At 69.1% G+C, this 16,895-nt stretch carries 18 protein-coding genes; 7 read left to right on the forward strand and 11 right to left on the reverse strand.

Features of this window, described 5'->3' with window-relative positions; all coding sequences use genetic code 11:
• Nucleotides 1–1,035: a quinone oxidoreductase family protein gene (locus AC07SQ_RS29990; RefSeq protein ID WP_495271629.1), complete on the reverse strand. Its 1,035-nt coding sequence runs from the start codon at nucleotides 1,033–1,035 to the stop codon at nucleotides 1–3.
• 120 nt (nucleotides 1,036–1,155) lie between these two features.
• Here AC07SQ_RS29990 and AC07SQ_RS29995 point away from each other — a divergent pair, with 120 nt between their 5' ends.
• Nucleotides 1,156–1,581, forward strand: coding sequence for a winged helix-turn-helix transcriptional regulator (locus AC07SQ_RS29995; protein WP_495271913.1), 426 nt, complete (start codon nucleotides 1,156–1,158; stop codon nucleotides 1,579–1,581).
• A 28-nt stretch (nucleotides 1,582–1,609) separates the two neighbouring features.
• Here AC07SQ_RS29995 and cysE read toward each other — a convergent pair whose 3' ends face one another.
• Together cysE and AC07SQ_RS30005 are read right to left on the reverse strand one after the other, a co-directional pair.
• Nucleotides 1,610–2,401, reverse strand: coding sequence for a serine O-acetyltransferase (cysE, locus tag AC07SQ_RS30000; RefSeq protein WP_223301446.1), 792 nt, complete (start codon nucleotides 2,399–2,401; stop codon nucleotides 1,610–1,612).
• A 67-nt stretch (nucleotides 2,402–2,468) separates the two neighbouring features.
• Nucleotides 2,469–3,200 (reverse strand): RNA methyltransferase, encoded by a 732-nt coding sequence (locus AC07SQ_RS30005; RefSeq protein WP_495271630.1) that lies wholly within the window; start codon nucleotides 3,198–3,200, stop codon nucleotides 2,469–2,471.
• A 132-nt stretch (nucleotides 3,201–3,332) separates the two neighbouring features.
• On the opposite strand from AC07SQ_RS30005, the gene AC07SQ_RS30010 reads away from it, so the two are divergent.
• From AC07SQ_RS30010 to AC07SQ_RS30020, 3 genes are read left to right on the forward strand one after another with little or no spacing between them, the layout of a single operon-like run.
• Nucleotides 3,333–4,388, forward strand: coding sequence for an inositol monophosphatase family protein (locus AC07SQ_RS30010; RefSeq protein WP_095949131.1), 1,056 nt, complete (start codon nucleotides 3,333–3,335; stop codon nucleotides 4,386–4,388).
• On the forward strand, nucleotides 4,388–6,628 hold the full coding sequence (locus tag AC07SQ_RS30015; RefSeq protein ID WP_095949132.1) for an FUSC family protein: 2,241 nt from the start codon (nucleotides 4,388–4,390) through the stop codon (nucleotides 6,626–6,628). Before AC07SQ_RS30010 ends, AC07SQ_RS30015 begins: the two co-directional genes overlap by 1 nt.
• On the forward strand, nucleotides 6,628–7,713 hold the full coding sequence (locus AC07SQ_RS30020) for a mechanosensitive ion channel family protein (RefSeq protein ID WP_495271631.1): 1,086 nt from the start codon (nucleotides 6,628–6,630) through the stop codon (nucleotides 7,711–7,713). The genes AC07SQ_RS30015 and AC07SQ_RS30020 overlap by 1 nt, the downstream gene beginning before the upstream one ends.
• Before the next feature lie 27 nt (nucleotides 7,714–7,740).
• Here the strand turns inward: AC07SQ_RS30020 and AC07SQ_RS30025 are convergent, their stop codons facing one another.
• Complete coding sequence (locus tag AC07SQ_RS30025; protein ID WP_495271632.1) at nucleotides 7,741–8,127, reverse strand: DUF4148 domain-containing protein; 387 nt, start codon at nucleotides 8,125–8,127, stop codon at nucleotides 7,741–7,743.
• A 382-nt stretch (nucleotides 8,128–8,509) separates the two neighbouring features.
• On the opposite strand from AC07SQ_RS30025, the gene AC07SQ_RS30030 reads away from it, so the two are divergent.
• Entirely contained in the window at nucleotides 8,510–9,766 is a 1,257-nt protein-coding gene (locus tag AC07SQ_RS30030) for a porin (RefSeq protein ID WP_495271633.1), read from the forward strand.
• A 158-nt stretch (nucleotides 9,767–9,924) separates the two neighbouring features.
• Here AC07SQ_RS30030 and AC07SQ_RS30035 read toward each other — a convergent pair whose 3' ends face one another.
• On the reverse strand, nucleotides 9,925–10,383 hold the full coding sequence (locus AC07SQ_RS30035) for an Lrp/AsnC family transcriptional regulator (RefSeq protein WP_095746119.1): 459 nt from the start codon (nucleotides 10,381–10,383) through the stop codon (nucleotides 9,925–9,927).
• Between the two features lie 107 nt (nucleotides 10,384–10,490).
• Here AC07SQ_RS30035 and AC07SQ_RS30040 point away from each other — a divergent pair, with 107 nt between their 5' ends.
• A complete protein-coding gene (locus AC07SQ_RS30040; RefSeq protein ID WP_495271634.1) occupies nucleotides 10,491–11,114 on the forward strand; it encodes a LysE/ArgO family amino acid transporter in 624 nt (207 codons plus the stop codon).
• A gap of 8 nt (nucleotides 11,115–11,122) precedes the next feature.
• On the opposite strand, the gene AC07SQ_RS30045 is transcribed toward AC07SQ_RS30040, so the two are convergent.
• The 5 genes from AC07SQ_RS30045 to pcaQ all read right to left on the reverse strand — a co-directional run bounded on the left by AC07SQ_RS30045 (nucleotide 11,123) and on the right by pcaQ (nucleotide 15,052).
• On the reverse strand, nucleotides 11,123–11,440 hold the full coding sequence (locus AC07SQ_RS30045) for a TfoX/Sxy family protein (protein WP_369632798.1): 318 nt from the start codon (nucleotides 11,438–11,440) through the stop codon (nucleotides 11,123–11,125).
• Between the two features lie 83 nt (nucleotides 11,441–11,523).
• Nucleotides 11,524–12,186, reverse strand: a complete 663-nt coding sequence (locus tag AC07SQ_RS30050) for a suppressor of fused domain protein (RefSeq protein ID WP_307589002.1) — start codon at nucleotides 12,184–12,186, stop codon at nucleotides 11,524–11,526.
• Between the two features lie 40 nt (nucleotides 12,187–12,226).
• The gene (locus tag AC07SQ_RS30055) at nucleotides 12,227–13,432 is read right to left on the reverse strand and encodes a DUF418 domain-containing protein (RefSeq protein ID WP_495271635.1); all 1,206 of its coding nucleotides are present in this window, start codon (nucleotides 13,430–13,432) and stop codon (nucleotides 12,227–12,229) included.
• Nucleotides 13,429–14,040, reverse strand: coding sequence for a TetR/AcrR family transcriptional regulator (locus tag AC07SQ_RS30060; protein WP_070063172.1), 612 nt, complete (start codon nucleotides 14,038–14,040; stop codon nucleotides 13,429–13,431). The genes AC07SQ_RS30055 and AC07SQ_RS30060 overlap by 4 nt, the downstream gene beginning before the upstream one ends.
• 82 nt (nucleotides 14,041–14,122) lie before the next feature.
• Nucleotides 14,123–15,052, reverse strand: coding sequence for a pca operon transcription factor PcaQ (gene pcaQ, locus AC07SQ_RS30065; protein WP_062479169.1), 930 nt, complete (start codon nucleotides 15,050–15,052; stop codon nucleotides 14,123–14,125).
• 136 nt (nucleotides 15,053–15,188) lie between these two features.
• Between pcaQ and AC07SQ_RS30070 the strand changes: the two genes are divergently transcribed.
• Entirely contained in the window at nucleotides 15,189–16,205 is a 1,017-nt protein-coding gene (locus tag AC07SQ_RS30070; RefSeq protein ID WP_495271636.1) for a tripartite tricarboxylate transporter substrate binding protein, read from the forward strand.
• Here AC07SQ_RS30070 and AC07SQ_RS30075 read toward each other — a convergent pair.
• Complete coding sequence (locus AC07SQ_RS30075) at nucleotides 16,177–16,776, reverse strand: MarR family winged helix-turn-helix transcriptional regulator (protein ID WP_492736430.1); 600 nt, start codon at nucleotides 16,774–16,776, stop codon at nucleotides 16,177–16,179. The genes AC07SQ_RS30070 and AC07SQ_RS30075 overlap by 29 nt on opposite strands.
• Between the last annotated feature and the right edge of the window lie 119 nt (nucleotides 16,777–16,895).

Raw genomic sequence — 16,895 nt, forward strand, 5'->3', positions numbered from 1 at the left:
TCAGCTCGCCCAGGGCTGCAGCACGATGCTGCCCCGCGCCTCGTTGGCGGCGATGCGCCGGTGCGCCTCGGCGGCCTGCGAGAGCGGCAGCACGCTGTCGATCTGCGCACGGACCCGGCCCTGCCGTATCGCGTCGAGCCAGGCGGCGAAGTCCTCGATGTCGCCTACCAGCGTGCCGCGCAGCTGCTGCTGCGCGAAGAAGAAGCGCCGGATGTCGAAGCGCACGTCGGTGCCCGCCATGAACCCCATCGCCACCACGATGCCCATGGGCTTCACGGCCTCGAGGGTCTTCGACAGCACATCACCGCCGAGGTTGTCGATCGCGACATCGACACCCTGCCCGCCGCTCCAGGCGCGCACGGGCTCGACGAAATCCTGCGTGCCGGTGTCGATCGCCAACTCGGCGCCCAGGCGCAGGGCCAGTTCGGCGGAGGCTGCGTTCTGCACCGTGGTGACGACGCGCGCACCCAGCGCGCGGGCCACCTGGATGCTCATCATGCCGGTGCTCGACGCGCCGGCATGCACCAGCACCCGGTCGCCGGCCTTGACCTCGCCGACGACCTGCACCGCGCGGATCGCGATCAGCAGCGAGACCGGCAGTGCGGCCATCTGCTCGGCGGGCAGGCCGGTGGTGTCGCGCAACAGCCAGTGCTCCGGCACCACGATGTACTGGGCATAGGTGCCCGGCATGTGGATGCCGGGAATCGCGTAGCTGGCCGCCGCCGTGACCGGGCGGGTGTCCCACTGCGCGGGGTCGGTCGGGTAGCCGGGCATGGCGATCACGCGCTCGCCCACCGCGAAGCGCGAAGCGACAGCGCCCAGGGCGGCGACCTCGCCCACCGCATCCGAACCCAGGATGTGCGGGAACGGCAAGGCCGGGGCGATCTGCCCCAGGCGCACATAGTGATCCAGTCGGTTGACGCCGACGGCCAGCACCTTGACCAGGACTTCGCCCGGTCCCGGCGCCGGCGTGGCGACGTCTTCGAGTTGAATCTGATCGGGGTCGCCGAAGGATCGGATGACGGCTGCTTTCATGAAAATCTGCTCCTGTCGTGTGGCGGGCACCATGCCTCGCAACGAAACAGGAATGGTAGATTTCACGTCACCAACCCGGAAGTAGTGACTTAAAAGTGCGATAGGGATAAAAAAGTGACCATGAAGAACCGGATGAACCGCGCGGGCCGCGCCCCGCGCGTCGCGGCGCCGCCCGGCGACACGCCGTTCGTCCTGCGCGAGGACTGTGCGCAGCGGCGCATCCACTACGTCCTGAACGGCAAGTGGACCTCCATGGTGCTGTACGCCCTCAGCCACGGCGCGATGCGCACCGGGCAGCTGGAGCGCGCCCTGCCGGGTATCTCCAAGAAGATGCTGACCCTGACCCTGCGCGAGGTGGAGGCAGGCGGCCTGGTCCACCGCGAGGTGTTCCAGGTCGTGCCGCCGCGCGTGGAGTACGCCTTGACGCCGCTGGGCGAGGTCTTCGTCGAGCCCTTGCGCGCGCTCTATGGCTGGGCGCTGGCCCACAGCGATGCGCTCGACCAGCTGGAAGACAACCTGCGGCGAGACAGGGCCCCGCCCGCCTGAAGGGCAACGGCGCCCCTGCGCCCCTCTTCTACTTGCCGATCAGCTGCGTGAGCTTGTCAGCCTCGAACGACTCGCCGCGCGCCGCATCGCCCGGCACGCAGTCCTTGGTGCCCGGCTGCGCCGACAGCTTCTCGATGGCCTGCCACAAGAGCGCGATCTGGTGCTCCTGGCTCGAGGCGTTGTCGATCAGGCCGCGCATGGCCTGGCTCAGCGGGTCGTCGTCCTGCGTGATGCCGTAGGCCGAGAACTTCTGCGGCGCGGCCACGTCGGCGCTCTCGCCCTCTTTCGACGGGATGATGCGCGCCGGAATGCCCACCGCGGTCGCCCCGGCCGGCACCGGCTTGATGACCACCGCGTTGGAGCCGATCTTGGCGCCGTCGCCCACGACGAAGCCGCCCAGCACCTTGGCGCCCGCGCTCACCACCACGTTCTTGCCCAGCGTCGGATGGCGCTTGGTGCCCTTGTAGAGCGAGGTGCCGCCCAAAGTCACGCCCTGGTAGATGGTGCAGCCGTCGCCGATCTCGGCGGTTTCGCCCACCACCACGCCCATGGCGTGGTCGAAGAACACGCGCTCGCCGATCTTGGCGGCCGGGTGGATCTCGATGCCCGTGAACGCGCGCGCGCAGTGCGCGATGAAGCGGGCCGGCCACTTGAAACCGTGGGTCCAACAGGCGTGCGCCCAGCGGTGCAGCACCACGGCATGGAAGCCGGGGTAGACCGTGATCACTTCCCAGGCGCTGCGGGCGGCCGGGTCGCGTTCGAGGATGCACCGGATGTCGGCGCGCAGTCGAGAGAACATCGCTGCCTTTGTTGTCGTTATATCGATAGGGGCCGGGCAGTCTAAAGCCGGGCGTCTTCGCTTACGCGCGATGGGGTTTTGTGACGGTTCAACTGCCGCGCGGCTCGCGGGTGGCGTCGCTCATGGCCTTGGCAATGCCGCGCAGGATGTGGATTTCCTCGGGCGTGGGCTGCGCGCGGTTGAACAGCTGCTGCAGCCGCGGCATGAGCTTCTTGGGCGCCGCCGGGTCGAGAAAGCCGATGTCCACCAGCGAGCGCTCCCAGTGGTCGAGCATGCCGGCCACGGCCTGCGCGTCGGCCGCCTGCACCGGGGCGATGGCCTCGCGCACGCCGTAGCCGCCCAGCGCCAGGCGCCATTCGTAGGCCACCACCTGGATCGCCGCGCCCAGGTTGAGCGAGCCGAACTTCGGGTCGGTCGGGATGCTCAGGGCCACGTTGCAGCGGTAGACGTCCTCGTTGCGCATGCCGAAGCGCTCTGAGCCGAACAGGAAGGCCACGTGCTGGTCGCCCTGCGTGGCCAGCGGCTCCAGGTGCTCGCGCGGCGTGCGCGTGGGCGGGCCGAAGTCGCGCGGGATCATGGCCGTGGCGCACAGGTGGGTCACGCCGTCGAGGGCTTCATCGAGCGTTTCGACGATGCGGGCGTTGTTCAGCACGTCCAGGGCGCCGCTGGCGCGCTGGATGGTTTCCTCGCGCCGCAGCACGTTGGCCCAGCGCGGCGCAACCAGCACCAGGTCGTCGAAACCCATGGTCTTCATGGCGCGGGCGGCGGCGCCCACATTGCCGGCGTGGCTGGTCTGGATGAGGATGAAACGGGTGCGCATGACGGGTGGGGAAGACACAAACGGGCTGAGCCGGTAAAATGCCCGATTCTCGCCGCCCGCATCGCCGGACCGCAGGGTCGCCCAGATTGCATTCTTGGGGACCTCTCCCACCCGTTCTTCTCACAATCCAGAATGTCGTCCCCCAACCTGCATCCCATGCTCAATGTGGCCGTCAAGGCCGCACGCGCCGCCGGCGCCATCATCAATCGCGCCGCCCTCGACGTCGAGGCCGTGCGCATCTCCCAGAAGCAGGTCAACGACTTCGTCACCGAAGTCGATCACGCCAGCGAGAAGGTCATCATCGAGACCTTGCTGGGCGCATACCCGGGGCACGGCATCCTGGCCGAAGAATCGGGCACCGAATACGGCGCCAAAGACTCCGAGTTCGTCTGGATCATCGATCCGCTCGACGGCACCACCAACTTCATCCACGGCTTCCCGGTCTACTGCGTGTCGATCGCGCTGTCGGTGCGCGGCAAGATCGAGCAGGCGGTCGTCTTCGACCCGTCGCGCAACGACCTGTTCACGGCCACCAAGGGCCGAGGCGCCTACATGAACGAGCGCCGCATCCGCGTGTCCAAGCGCGTGAAGCTCAGCGAGTGCCTCATTTCCACCGGCTTCCCGTTCCGCACCGGCGACAACTTCAAGCAGTACCTGGCCATCATGGCGGACATGATGCCCCGCATGGCCGGCCTGCGCCGCCCCGGCGCCGCCGCGCTCGACCTGGCCTACGTGGCCGCCGGCTTCACCGACGGCTTCTTCGAAACCGGCCTGAACCCCTGGGACGTGGCCGCCGGCTCGCTGCTGGTGACCGAGGCCGGCGGCCTCATCGGCAACTTCACGGGCGAGCCCGAGTTCCTCGACCAGCGCGAATGCCTGGCCGGCGCCCCGCGCGTGTACGGCCAGCTGGTGCCGCTGCTCGCCAAGTACTCCAAGTTCGCCAACGTGGACGACAAGCTGCGCGCCAGCGACCGCGTGCGCGCCGTCTCGGCCTCGACCAAGTCGAGCCCCGCCGACGCCTCGGTCGACCTGTACGCCCGCAGCACCGTGACCGAAGCCACCGCCGCCCCGCTCGACGGCAGCGCCGAAACCCCGGCCGCCGCAGCCCCCGCCGCGCCGGCCGCCCCGCGCAAGCTCACCCGCATCAAGCGCGAGGCGCCCGCCGAGGGCGACGCCTCCGCCAAGTGATGACGGGGCCGGGCGCCGCCGCGCGGGTTCGCGCGGCGTTGCGCATTGCGCTGAGCCACTACGTCGCGAGCGGGCTCACCGTCGCGCTCGGCCTGCTCGTGATCTCGGGCGGGGTGCACCTGTGGCTGGGCACCCTGGCCGCCTCGGCCGCCGCCACCGGCGTGATCGTGACGGCGCCGCCCGACCTGCCCGGCCCGCGCCGCGGCAAGTTTTTGCAGATGCTGCCGGCGCCGCTCATCGGCCTGCCGCTGTTCTTCGCGGTGCAGATGCTGCACGGCGCACCGATCCGCCTCGGGCTGCTGCTGGTGCCCGCCACCTTCATGGCCTTCGTGGCCATGGCCTGGGGCAAGCGCGGCATTCCCATCGCCATCGCGGTGATGTTCTCGATGGTCTTCTCCATGGCCACGCCCGCGCCCGCCGGGCTGTCGGACGCCATCGCGCGCACCACCGAGTTCGGTCTGGGCGCCGGCCTGTACGTGGTGTGGGCCACGCTGGCCAACCTGCTGCTCAACGGGCGCTTTCGCACCCAGTCGATCGCCGACGTGCTGTTTTCGCTGGCCGCACTCATGCGCACCGAGGCCAGCCAGTTCACGCCGCAGGACGAAACCCGCGACATCCGCGACACCCCCGCCTCGCTGCTGGGCCAACTGCTGCGCGAGCAGGCCGCGCTGGCCGACCAGCTGCAGGCCACGCGCGACATCGTGCTCGAGTCGCCGCGCACGCCGCGCCGCCAGCGCCTGGCCGGCATGCTCGTCATCGTGCTCGAGATGCGCGACCAATTGCTCGCCAGCGAACTCGACCTGGACGCCCTGCGCGCCCATCCGTCGCACGCGCAGGCGCTGGTCGAGATGCGCCGCATCCTCGAAGAGCTGGCCGACGAAACGACCGGCCTGGCCGATGCGCTGCTCATGCGCCGCCACCCCGCCGCCGTGGCCGACCGCCGGCCGCGCCTGGCCGCGATCCACGTGACGGCCGACGACGAAGACACGCACGGCCAGATGGGCCCCTCGGCCGCCATGCTCGCGCGCGGGCTGGCCAGCCGCATCGGCCACATCAACGACGAGGTGCTGCGCCTGGCGGCCATGGCGCGCGGCGACGCCGAGCCCAACCTGGCCGTGGTACGCGCCAACTGGCAGCTCTTCGTGAGCCCGACCGACTGGTCGCTGCGCCCCTTCCTCGCGCTGTGGCGCTGGGACGCGCCGCCGCTGCGCCACGCCATTCGCGCGGCGCTGGCCATCGCGGCCGGCTACGGCATCGCCGTGTCGATGCCCTGGGGTTCGCACGACTACTGGATCCTGCTGACCATCGTGGTGGTGCTGCGCGGCAGCCTCTCGCAGACGCTGGAGCGACGCAACAGCCGCGTCGCCGGCACGCTGCTGGGCTGCGTGCTCGCGGTGGGCCTGCTGTCGGCGCACCCGTCGCCGCTGATGCTGCTCGTGACCGTGACCATCGCACAGGCCATTGCGCACAGCTTCGCGGTGCGGCGCTACCTCGTCACCGCCGTGGCCGCCACCGTGCTGGGCCTGCTGCAGGCCCACATGCTGAACACCGGCACCGCGCCCATCTTTGCGTTGTTCGAGCGCATCGCCGACACGCTCATCGGCGCCGCGCTGGCCTGGGGCTTCTGCTACGTGCTGCCCTCGTGGGAGCGCACGCAGATTCCGGCGCTGGTGGCGCGCGTGCTCACCGCGCAGGCGCGCCATGCGCGGCTCGCGCTCGGCCTGGGCCAATTGCAGGCCATCCAGAGCAGCCCCGAGCTCGAATGGCGGCTCGCGCGCCGCGAGGCCTACGACAGCCTCTCGGCGCTCGTGCAGGCCACGCAGCGTTCGCTCTCCGAACCGCGCGCCGTGCAGCCGCCGCTCGAACCGCTGGAGCATCTGCAGGCCCACAGCTACCAATTGCTCGCACAGCTCAGCGCCGTGAAGTCGATGCTCGTGCTGCGGCGCGACCGCCTCACGCCGGGCGACATCGAAGGCCCGCTCGTGCGCACCGCGCAACGCATCGAGGCCGCCCTGGGAACCATTCCGATCGCAGGGCCCTCTCACCCCGAGAGCACGGGGGCCACCACCGTCGGCGGCCCCATTCCACTGCCTGACCCGTTCGACAACGACATCAGCCCCTGGCTGGTGCGCCGGCTCGACCTGGCCACGGCGCTCGCCACGCAGCTGCGCGACGACGCAGCGCGCATTCTTCAACCACTGAACGACAACACCCCAGAAGCAAAGACCACCCCCGCCTGATGACCCAAGAGCTCCTTGCACACCCCTGGTTCGGCACCTGGATTGCCGCCCTGATCGCCGCGCCCCTCGCCCTTCTCGCCCACCGCATCGGGGGCATGGTCCTCCGGCGGATCACCCGCCCGGCGCCCGCCGTGCATGCGATGGTGGTCAACTGCACCGCCCCCGCGCGGCTGGTGCTGCCGCTGGCGGCGCTCATGATGGTGTGGCAGGCGGCGCCGGACGACCTGCGCTTCATCGGCAGCGTGCGGCATCTCACGGGGCTGCTGCTCATCGCGGCCAGCACCTGGTTCGTGCTCAAGGCCATCAGCGGCTTCGCCGACGGCGTGCTCGCGCAGCACCCTTCGGACATCTCCGACAACCTGCAGGCACGCCGCGTGCTCACGCAGACCCGCGTGCTCGCGCGCACCGCCATGTCGGTCGTCGTCGTGGCCGGCGGCGCCATGATGCTCATGACCTTCCCGGGCGCGCGCCAGGTCGGCGCCAGCCTGCTGGCCTCGGCCGGCGTGATCGGCATCGTGGCCGGCCTGGCGGCGAAACCCGTCTTCAGCAACCTCATTGCCGGCCTGCAGATCGCGCTGTCGCAGCCGATCCGCATCGACGACGTGCTCGTGGTCGAGGGCGAATGGGGCCGCGTCGAGGAAATCACCGGCACCTTCGTGGTCGTGCGCATCTGGGACGACCGGCGCCTCATCCTGCCGCTCACCTACTTCATCGAGAAGCCGTTCCAGAACTGGACCCGCCACTCGGCCGAACTGCTCGGCTCGGTCTTTTTCTACCTGGACTACGGTACCCCGCTGGCACCGCTGCGCGCCGAGGTCGAACGCCTCGTGAAGGCCGCGCCCGAATGGGACGGCCGCTTCTTCAACCTGCGCGTGACCGACGCCACCGAGCGCACCATGCAGGTCCGCGTGCTCTGCACCGCCGCCACCTCCGGCCTGGCCTTCGACCTGCGCTGCTACGTGCGCGAAGGCGTCATCGACTTCATGCAGCGCGAGTACCCGCAGTTCCTGCCGAAGATGCGCTTCGAGGGCAACGATCCGGCGATGGGGCAGCCGGCGGTGGTGCACGGCGCGACGGCGGGCTGAAACCCCCGCCGCCGTCTTTCTTCTCCCCTACCGCGCAGGCGCCGCCGCAGGCAGCACCATCGGCGCGCCCAGCCGCGAGGCGCGCTCCCAGCCCGGTTGCGACTGCGCGCGTTCCAGCTCGGCCACCACCTCCGCGCGCGTGCGGGGGTGCGTGGCCTTCACCGGGATCGGGGCGCCCCAGCGCAGCACGCCGGCCCACTCGGGGCTTTGCTGCGCGGCGCGCAGTTCGGCCACCACCTGGGCGTCGGTCTTGCCCGGGCCGGCGTTCTCAGGGTGCTCCTTGATGCCGGCTTCGGTCGCCGCGAAATGCGCCGGCCCCTCGACGTGCTGCTGGCTGGTTTGTGCGCCAGCCACCAGCGGGAGCGCTGCGGCGGCCATCGCCGCCAGCGCAAAGGCCATCTTCCTGTTCGTCATGTGTCATCTCCTTCGTTGAACGCCGAAGAGGACCACCCGCTTCGGCGATGGCGGTTTTGCTTCGCCATGCCGACACGCTAGAAATTCGGGCCGTCGCCGCGCGAACGGCTCAATTACAAAAACGACAGGATGAAGACCAATTCATCAATTCCCGGGGAGACGCAGCCCGAGCTTTCCAATTCGTAACCCGGCTGCACGGAAAACGTAATTGAAAAAGGCGGTTTCGATCTTTTCCTGTCGCAATCGATCGATATGATTTACCCAGACGCATGAACCATGCGGAAGGCAGACGAAATCAATTGAAGGTATTTCCGCACGCCGAACCGGAGCTTCAACGCGGTGCGTGGGAGCGATGAATTTCATATTCAATTCAAGGGCAACAATGAAAAGACAATTCCTCACGGCCGCCGCACTGTTCGGTGTCGGGTTCGCCAATGCACAGTCTTCCGTCACGCTGTTCGGCGTGGTGGACACGGGCATCAGCAATTACTCGTCCAAATCGCAGGACATGAACGGCGCCACGCTGTTCAACCCGTTCTACGTGAACCAGGGCACGCGCACTGCGAGCCAGACCGCGCTGAGTTCGGGCGGCTATTCCACGAGCCGGCTCGGCTTTCGCGGCACCGAGGACCTGGGCGGCGGGCTTGCGGCCAGCTTCTGGCTCGAGGCGCCGATCAGCCCTGACGACGGCAAGACCGGCATCACCACCTTCCAACGCCGTTCCACGGTCAGCCTGTCGGGCGGTTTCGGTGAACTGCGCCTGGGCCGCGACTACGTGCCCACGGCCTGGAACGACATCGTGTTCGACCCCTTCGGCATCGTCGGCGTGGGCCGCAGCCTGATCTTCACCGCCGCCAACACGAACGCCGGCGGCGGCTCGGGCGGCTTCGGCGGCGACCTCAATTACAACCGCGCCAGCAATTCGATCGGCTATTTCCTGCCGAAGAATCTCGGCGGCTTTTATGGTCAATTCATGTACGCGCTGCATGAAAATATCAAATACGACCCCGGCACGGCAACGCCGCCCGGCATCAATGCGTCGGGCGCGCTCAATTCGGGCAATTCGGCCGCATCGCGTGCGGGGCGCTACTTGGGCGGGCGCGTCGGTTATGCCAATGGCCCGTTCGACGTGGCCGTGTCGTATGGCAACAGCACGGCGGCCGACAATTTTTATGCGGGCACCACCGACAACGTCAAGACCTTCAATCTCGGCAGCTCCTACGATTTCGGCGTGGTCAAGCTGTTCGGCGAATTGTCACGAATCAAGAAAACGCGCGATTACGCCGTCACACCCTTGGTCGGCGGCGTGCCTGACGTCGACCTCACGGGCTACCTGATCGGCGTGACCGCGCCCGTCGGCCCGGGCCTGATCCGCGCCTCGTACTCGCAGGTCAAGTACGACCTCAACACCGTCAACCTGCCGTTCACGCCGTCGGTTGCCGACCCCAAGGCCAACAAGCTGGCCATCGGCTACATCCACAACCTGTCCAAGCGCACCGCCCTGTACGCCACCGTCGCGCGCATCAGCAACAAGAACGGCGCGGCGCTCACGGTCGGCGGCCCCGCCTTCGTGAACACCGGGGTGTTCGTGCCCAAGACCTCGACGGGCTACGACGTCGGGCTGCGCCACTCGTTCTGATCAGGGAAGACTGTCACGCGCAAAGAAGCAAGCAAGTGAGTGAATGACCGCGGGCGGCCCTGCGCCCGCGGATGTTCCGTTTCTCCAGGAGCCCGTCAGGCGGGTCCATTCGGTCCGCCCTGGTGCGGACCATTTTTTTGGGACGAGAGAAGCGCGCCTCAGTCGGGCACTGTGCCCGCCGGCGCCGCCACCGCGCGCGCCGCGATCGGCACCGACATCACGATCGAGGTGCGCGTTTCGCCCAGGTGGTTGATGCTGCTCACGAACGACTCGAGGTGTTCGATGTCGCGCGCGACCACCTTCAGCACGTACGAGTCCTGCCCCGTGACGTGAAAGCACTCGAGCACTTCGCGCCGGCTGCCGAGCAGCTTCAGCAGCCGGGCCTTGTCGGGTTGCGCGGTGGTGATGCCGACCAGCGCGGTGACGGTGTAGCCCGCCTTGCGCGGCGGCACCACGGCGCGGTAGCCCTCGATGACGCCGGCCTCTTCGAGACGCTTCACGCGCTCGGAGGTGGACGGCACCGACAGCGCCACCTGCCGTGCGAGTGCCGTGAGCGAGGTGCGCGCGTCCTGCTGCAGCACGTCGAGGATCTGCCAGTTCTTGGCGTCGATTTCCATGGATTTCAGGCCCGATTGAGAATTTCGCTTCCGATTTCAGGCAAGGCATGCCGTGCGCCTGAATTTCGCCATTCTCGCCATGCAAGCCGCGCCGAACAATCGACGGCATGGACTTCCCTCTCTTTCTCAAGGCCCTCGTCATCGGGCTCTCGATCGCCGCACCCGTCGGCCCCATCGGTCTGCTGTGCATCCAACGCACGCTCGCGCATGGCCGCACGATCGGCTTTCTCAGCGGCCTGGGCGCCGCGCTGGCCGATGCCTGCTATGGCGCCATCGGTGCCTTCGGCGTGTCGGCCGTGGTGTCAACGATGGTCGCGGCGCGCGTGCCGCTGGCGCTCGGTGGCGCGGCGTTTCTTGCGTGGATGGGCGTGCAGTTGCTGCGCGCCCCGGCCGCCACGCAGGCTCGGGCTGCGGAAGACGCGGCCACGCCGGTGAAGGCGCTGCTGTCGGTGTTCGTGCTCACGCTGGCCAACCCGATGACGATCTTGTCGTTCGTCGCGGTGTTCGCTTCGCTCGGAAGCGGCCATGTGGGCAGCGGCAGCGGTGCGGCGCTCACGATGGTGATGGGGGTGTTCCTCGGCTCGGCGCTGTGGTGGCTCGGGCTGTCGAGCATCATGTCGATGGTGCGGCACAAGCTCGGCGCGCGCGTGCTGCAGGGCATCAACAAGCTGTCGGGTGCGCTGCTGCTGGGCTTTGCGGTGTTTCAGCTGTCGACGTTGCTGTCGCGCTGAGGAATCGACTAGATGGCTTTGGCTGCCGGCTTGCGACGCGCGGGCTTGCGTGCACCCAGCGCGCTCGCCAGCGCCTTCGTCGCCCAGTCGCGCAAGGCGTGCGGGTCTTCGAGCGCATCGACCGGCGCTTCGTAGTAGCTCGCGACCTTCACGGTCGAGGCGCTGGTCGCGTACGAGAACGGCACCGCGCCCAGGCGCTCGAATTCCGGCCGGGTGGCGTCGTCCACGCGCAGGTACAGCGTGCCCTTCATCACGAAAGCGAACTGCACGCCGGCCTGCACAAGGCCGAAGCCGCCGAAGAAGCGCTTCACCTCGATGGGGCCCATCGCGCCGAGCGACTCGGCCAGCTCGAGCGCTCGCCCGTGCGAACGCTCGGCACCGCCGACGGTGGCCGCGCCTTTCGCGCGGCTCAAACGACCGCCTTGCGTCGCGCATCGGTCACGGGCGCACCGCCATGCACTTCGAGCAAACGCAGCAGCGCCTCGGAGCTGTGGGCCTTGGCCCAGTCGCGTTCGGAATCGTTGATGCCGACGAGGTGCAGAAAGTCGAAGCGGCCCGAATCGAGCTGCGCCGTCGCGGGATAGTGTTTCGGCTCCATCAGCACCACATGGCGCAGGGCCACGGTGCCCTTCTCGCGGATCGCTTCGCCGACGGGAATGCGGTCGCCGTAGTCGAAGGGCTGTTTGTCTTCACCGAAGTGCGAGTGCGCGAGCAGCACGTTGTAGGCGAGCAGACGGCGCAGCAGCTTGATGGCCCATTGGTCCTGTGGCTGCGAGGGCACTTCGATGACCAGCTCGGAGCCGATCCACGAATAGTCCTCGGGGTCGTAGTCGGCCGGCTCGGTTTCCCAGGGCGTGGAGCCGCCCGATGTCACGTACAGCCAGGTGTTGCGCACGGGCGTGGGCGCGAACTCGAACACGCCCAGGTGCAGCCAGCGCGGATCGACGTCTTCGGCGCCCAGCGCCTTGAAGTCGTCGAAATCCAGCACGTAGATGCCGGTGCGCTCGGGGCCGAACAGGCGCGGGTAGAGCGTCTCTTCGCGGTAGGCCCACACGTCTTCCATGGAACTCATCGGCGCATCCTCCTCGTTGGAACGAGGGCATTCTCGTCGCTCAACGTGACCGCTGCATACGCCGCAGCGCCGGCCATTCGAGGTTGGTGAAGGCGCGCAGCACCCACTCCACCGGGCCGTACGCAAAGCGTGCCAGCCACCAGCGGCTGATCAGCATCTGCGCGCCGAAGATGCCGAAGGCCACCATCAGGCTCATGAACGGCCCGAGCTCGCCGATGAGCCGCAGCCCGTACGCCAGGAAGAGCCACGCGCACACCGCCGACTGCAGCAGGTAGTTCGACAGCGCCATGCGCCCCGCCGGCGCGAGCGCCTTCGCCAGCCAACCGCCCCAGCGCGACTGGAACAGCAGCATCATCGCGCCCACATACGTCGCCGTGAGCAGCGGCGAGGTGAAGACGCCGACCGCCAGGCCCAGCACGTCCCAGCGCGAGCCCGGCACGACCGACGCCGTCCACGCATACACGGCCGCGCCCGGCAGCCCCAGCACCAGGCCGGGCACCAGCAGGCGCTTGAACAGCGGGCGGTAGCGGTCGGCTCGCGCGAACAGGTTGCGGCGGCCTTCGATGACGCCCGCGAAGAACATTGCCAGCGCCATCGGCGCCTGGACCAGCCCGAGCACGATCCACACCTGCGACAGCTCGCGCAGGTGCTGACGGATGACCGTCGCCGCCGTGCCGCGGTAGGCCGCGAGTGCCGAGGCCGCGTCGGCCCTCGCGGTGCGAAGAACGTCTTCGGTCGCCGGGCCGCCCAGCATCGCGAGCATGCCGATGGCACCCCACACCATCGCGGTCGCCAGCACCAGCCGCAGCGCCCAGCGCGCGAGCACGGCGTCGCTCTGGTGGCGCAGCGCCAGCAGCACGGCGCCGAGCACCGCGTAGGTCGTGAGGATGTCGCCATGAAACAGCAGCACCGCATGCAGCGCGCCGATGCACCACAGCGCCACCAGCCGACGCGCCAGGCGCGGCACGAAGGGCTTGCCGCTGCGCTGCGCCGACTGCATCTGCAGCGTGAAGCTGTAGCCGAACAGGAACGAGAACAGCAGGTAGAACTTGGTCTCGAACAGGAACGCGACGGCAAAGGCCGCCACGCGGTCCAGCCCCGAACGCATCATCGGGTCGGGCAGCGGCTGGCCGTAGTACGGCGAGGCAAAGGCCGCGATGTTCACGACCAGGATGCCCAAGAGCGCAAAGCCGCGCAATGCATCGACGAGCGACTGGCGCTCGACTGCCACTGGGGTCGGGTTCATGCGCCCCGCCCCGGCTTCGCGAGAAAGCGGCCCACCACGCGCCGCAGCATCGGCGCCTCGCGCGCGGGGTCGAAGCCCGTGTCGAGCGCCAGGCGCGAGAACACGCCGTCGATGAGCGCGGCGATCCAGTTGGCCGATTGCACGGGGTCGAGCTCGGGGTCAATCTGCCCGCGCGCCGCGGCCTTGCGCAGCAGGGCCGCGAGGCCGTCGCGCATTTCGGTGTCGCCCGCGGCCACGCTGGCGCAGACCACCGGGTTGCGCAGGGTCTCGGCGGCCACCTCCAGCGCCAGCCGCGAGTAGCTGCGGTCGGAGGCGAAGACCATCACCACGTCGAGGAAAGACAGCACCACCTCCAGCGGGTCGGCCGGGTCGTCGTCGATCGCGGCGAAGTACGCGGCCGTGTCGCGCCACTCCTCCTCGGCCAGGGCCTCGATGATCGCGTTCTTGCTGGGAAAGTAATGAAAGAGATTGCCCGGGCTCATGCCCGCGGCGGTGCAGATCTCGGCGGTGGTGGTGGCATGAAAGCCGCGCCGCGCAAAGCAGTCGCCCGCGGCCTCCAGGATCTGGCGGCGCTTGGCCTGCTGGCGTTCGGGGTCAACTTTGCGCACGGTGGTTCTCGCGGAATTCGGTCATGCCCGAATTATTAGACCGAGCGCTCGATCTATTCTGAAGAAACCCTGAAGAAACCCTTCAGGCAGCGCGTGTGGCCGCAATGCCCCGGATGGTGTCCAGCAGCAGCCGCGCGCCCTCGCCCGTCTCGCTGCCGCGCCGCACGGTCACGCCCACCGGGCCTTCGGTGCTTGCCGTGTCGATGGCCACGCGCTTGAGTTCGCCGCGCGCCACGAAGCCTTCCACCGCGCCCTGCGGCGCAAACCACACCGCGTCGGAGCGTTGCAGCAGGCCCACCGCAAAGCTGGTGTCGGTCGCTTCCACCAGGCGGGCGGGCAGCGCCAACCCCTGCGCGATGAGGAAGGCGTCGGCCGTGTGCCGGATCAGCGTGCCCGACACGGGCAGCACCAGCGGGTAGGCGGCCAGTGCGTCGAGCGTGGGCTTGCGCCGCGACGCCAGCGGGTGGCCGGGCCGCACCACCAGCAGCAGCACCTCGCTGTACAGCTGCTCGAAGGCCAAGTCGGCCATGGCCGAGGCCTGCGCCAGCCGGCCGAGCACGAGGTCGATTTCGCCCTGGCGCAACTGCGTCATGAGCTGCGCGTTGGTGCCGCTCACCACGCGCACGCGCATCGCCGGGTGCGCCGCATGCAGCCGTGCGACGGCTTCGGGCAGCAGGTGCGCCGCCATGTTCGGCAAGGCGCCGACCGCCACGCGCAGCTGGTCGGCCTCGGGCTGGTCCATCGCCAGGCCCAGGCCTTCGCGCAGGCCGCGCAGCGCCGACACCGCATGGCGCACCAGCACTTCGGCGGCCGGCGTGAGCTCCACGCCGCGGCGCCGGCGCAGCAGCAGCTGGCGGCCCACGATCTCTTCGAGCTCGGCCACCGTCTTCGACACCGCCGGCTGCGTGAGCGACAGCGCCTCGGCCGCGCGCACCAGGTTGCGCTCCTGCGCCACCATGACCAGGCATTGCAGGTGGCGCATCTTCAGGCGCTCAAAGTTCATGGCTGACATGCGGTTCTCCTCGAAGCCAGTGGGGCGACGTGCTTTCAAATATAACCAGAGGGAATAGCTGGCAGAAGAGACTTCAGTTGTGCCGCACCGCGCAGCCTTCTAGAGTGCCGTGGATACGGAGACAGACACAGCAGCCATGACCACGATTTTTTCCTCGAAGCCTTCCTCTTCAATCTTCGGTACGCGCCGCCGCCTCACGCTCGCCGCCGCCTGCGCCGCGCTGGCCCTCGGCCTCGCCGCACCGGCCGCGCAGGCCCAGGCGAGCTACCCCGCCAAGCCCGTGAAGTTCCTCGTCAACTTCCCGGCCGGCGGCCCCATCGACATCCTCGGGCGCGCGCTGGCCGACGCGCTGCAAAAAGACCTGAAGCAGCCCTTCGTGGTCGACAACCGCCCCGGCGCGGGCGGCAACATCGGCGCCGACGCCGTGGCCAAGAGCTCGGCCGACGGCTACACCGTGCTGCTGGGCATCGACAGCACCTTCACCGTCAACCCGCACCTGTACGCCTCGATGCCCTTCGCGGCCAAAGACCTCAAGCCGCTGATGATCTTCAGCTCGTCGGGCCTGAGCTTCACCACCGCCGCCTCGGTGAAGGCCAAGACGCTGCCCGACTTCATCGCGCAGGCCAAGGCCGAGCCCGCCACCTTCAGCTCGGCCGGCAACGGCAGCCCGGGCCACATTGCCGCCGAGATCTTTGCGAGCGCCACGGGCGCGAAGATCGTGCACGTGCCCTACAAGGGCAACGCCCCGGCCGTGATGGCCATGCTGGGCAACGAGGTGCAGGCCGGCATCGTCGCCACGCCCGGCGTGCTGCCGCAGATCCAGGGCGGCAAGCTGCGGGCCCTGGCCGTCACCGGCCGCCAGCGCGCGCCGCTGCTGCCCGAGGTGCCCACCGTCGGCGAGCTGGGCCTGAAAGACCTGGAGTTCGAAGTGCTCTACCTCGCCATGGTGCCGGCCGCCACGCCCGAGCCCGTGATGCAGACCCTGCGCCAGGCGCTGCACAAGGCGCTGGCCCTGCCCGAACTGAAGGCCCGCCTGGCCTCGCTCGACATGGTGCCGCTGGCCGAAACCGATGCAGCCGCCGCCACGCGCCTGGCCACGGCGCAGGCGCGCTACGGCCGCATCGTCAAGGCGACCGGGATGAAGGTGGACTGACGGCCTTGCCGCTGCGCGCCGTGCTGTTCTTCTTGCCCTGGCCTGCTGCCGCCGCAGCAGCCGCCGCCGCATGGCGCCCCCGGTCGGCCTTGGGCAGCACCGCCTGCGCCACCATGGTTTCGGCATGCGCCTGCAGCCGGTGCAGCGCGTCGTCGAAGCGCGCGGCATCGTCTGCGTCGAGCGTGCCCATCAGCTCGGCGTTGATGCGCGTCACCAGCGGAAAGAGTTCGTCGTACAGCGCCTGCCCCGTCGCCGTGAGGCCCAGCCGCACCTGCCGCCGGTCGCCTGCCAGCGCCGTGCGCGACACCAGCCGCTTGGCCACCAGCGAGCCCACCGCCTTCGAGGTGCGCGCCCGGTCCAGCTGCGCATGCTCGGCCAGCTGCGACGAGCCCAGCTCGCCCCGGCTGGCCAGCACCGCGATCAGGCGCCACTCGCGCCGCGTGATGCCGAAGCGGCCCTCGCACAACCGGATCACCATGCTGCCCGCCACCGCGAGCAGGCGCGACAGCCGGTACAGCAGCAGGTCGTCCAGCGGGCGGCGCGGCGGGGTGGCGGCGGCTTCGGCAGTCATGGGGCGGCGTCTCGAAAGGCCGGGTAAATCCGGGCGATGGTTGATTTGATCAATCGAATGTAGCGTCTCCAGAATCGTCCGCAGCCGCGGCCACCCGCCCCGGCCACGCACAGACCCTG

It is taken from the genome of Variovorax sp. GW821-FHT06D12, from assembly GCF_059419205.1.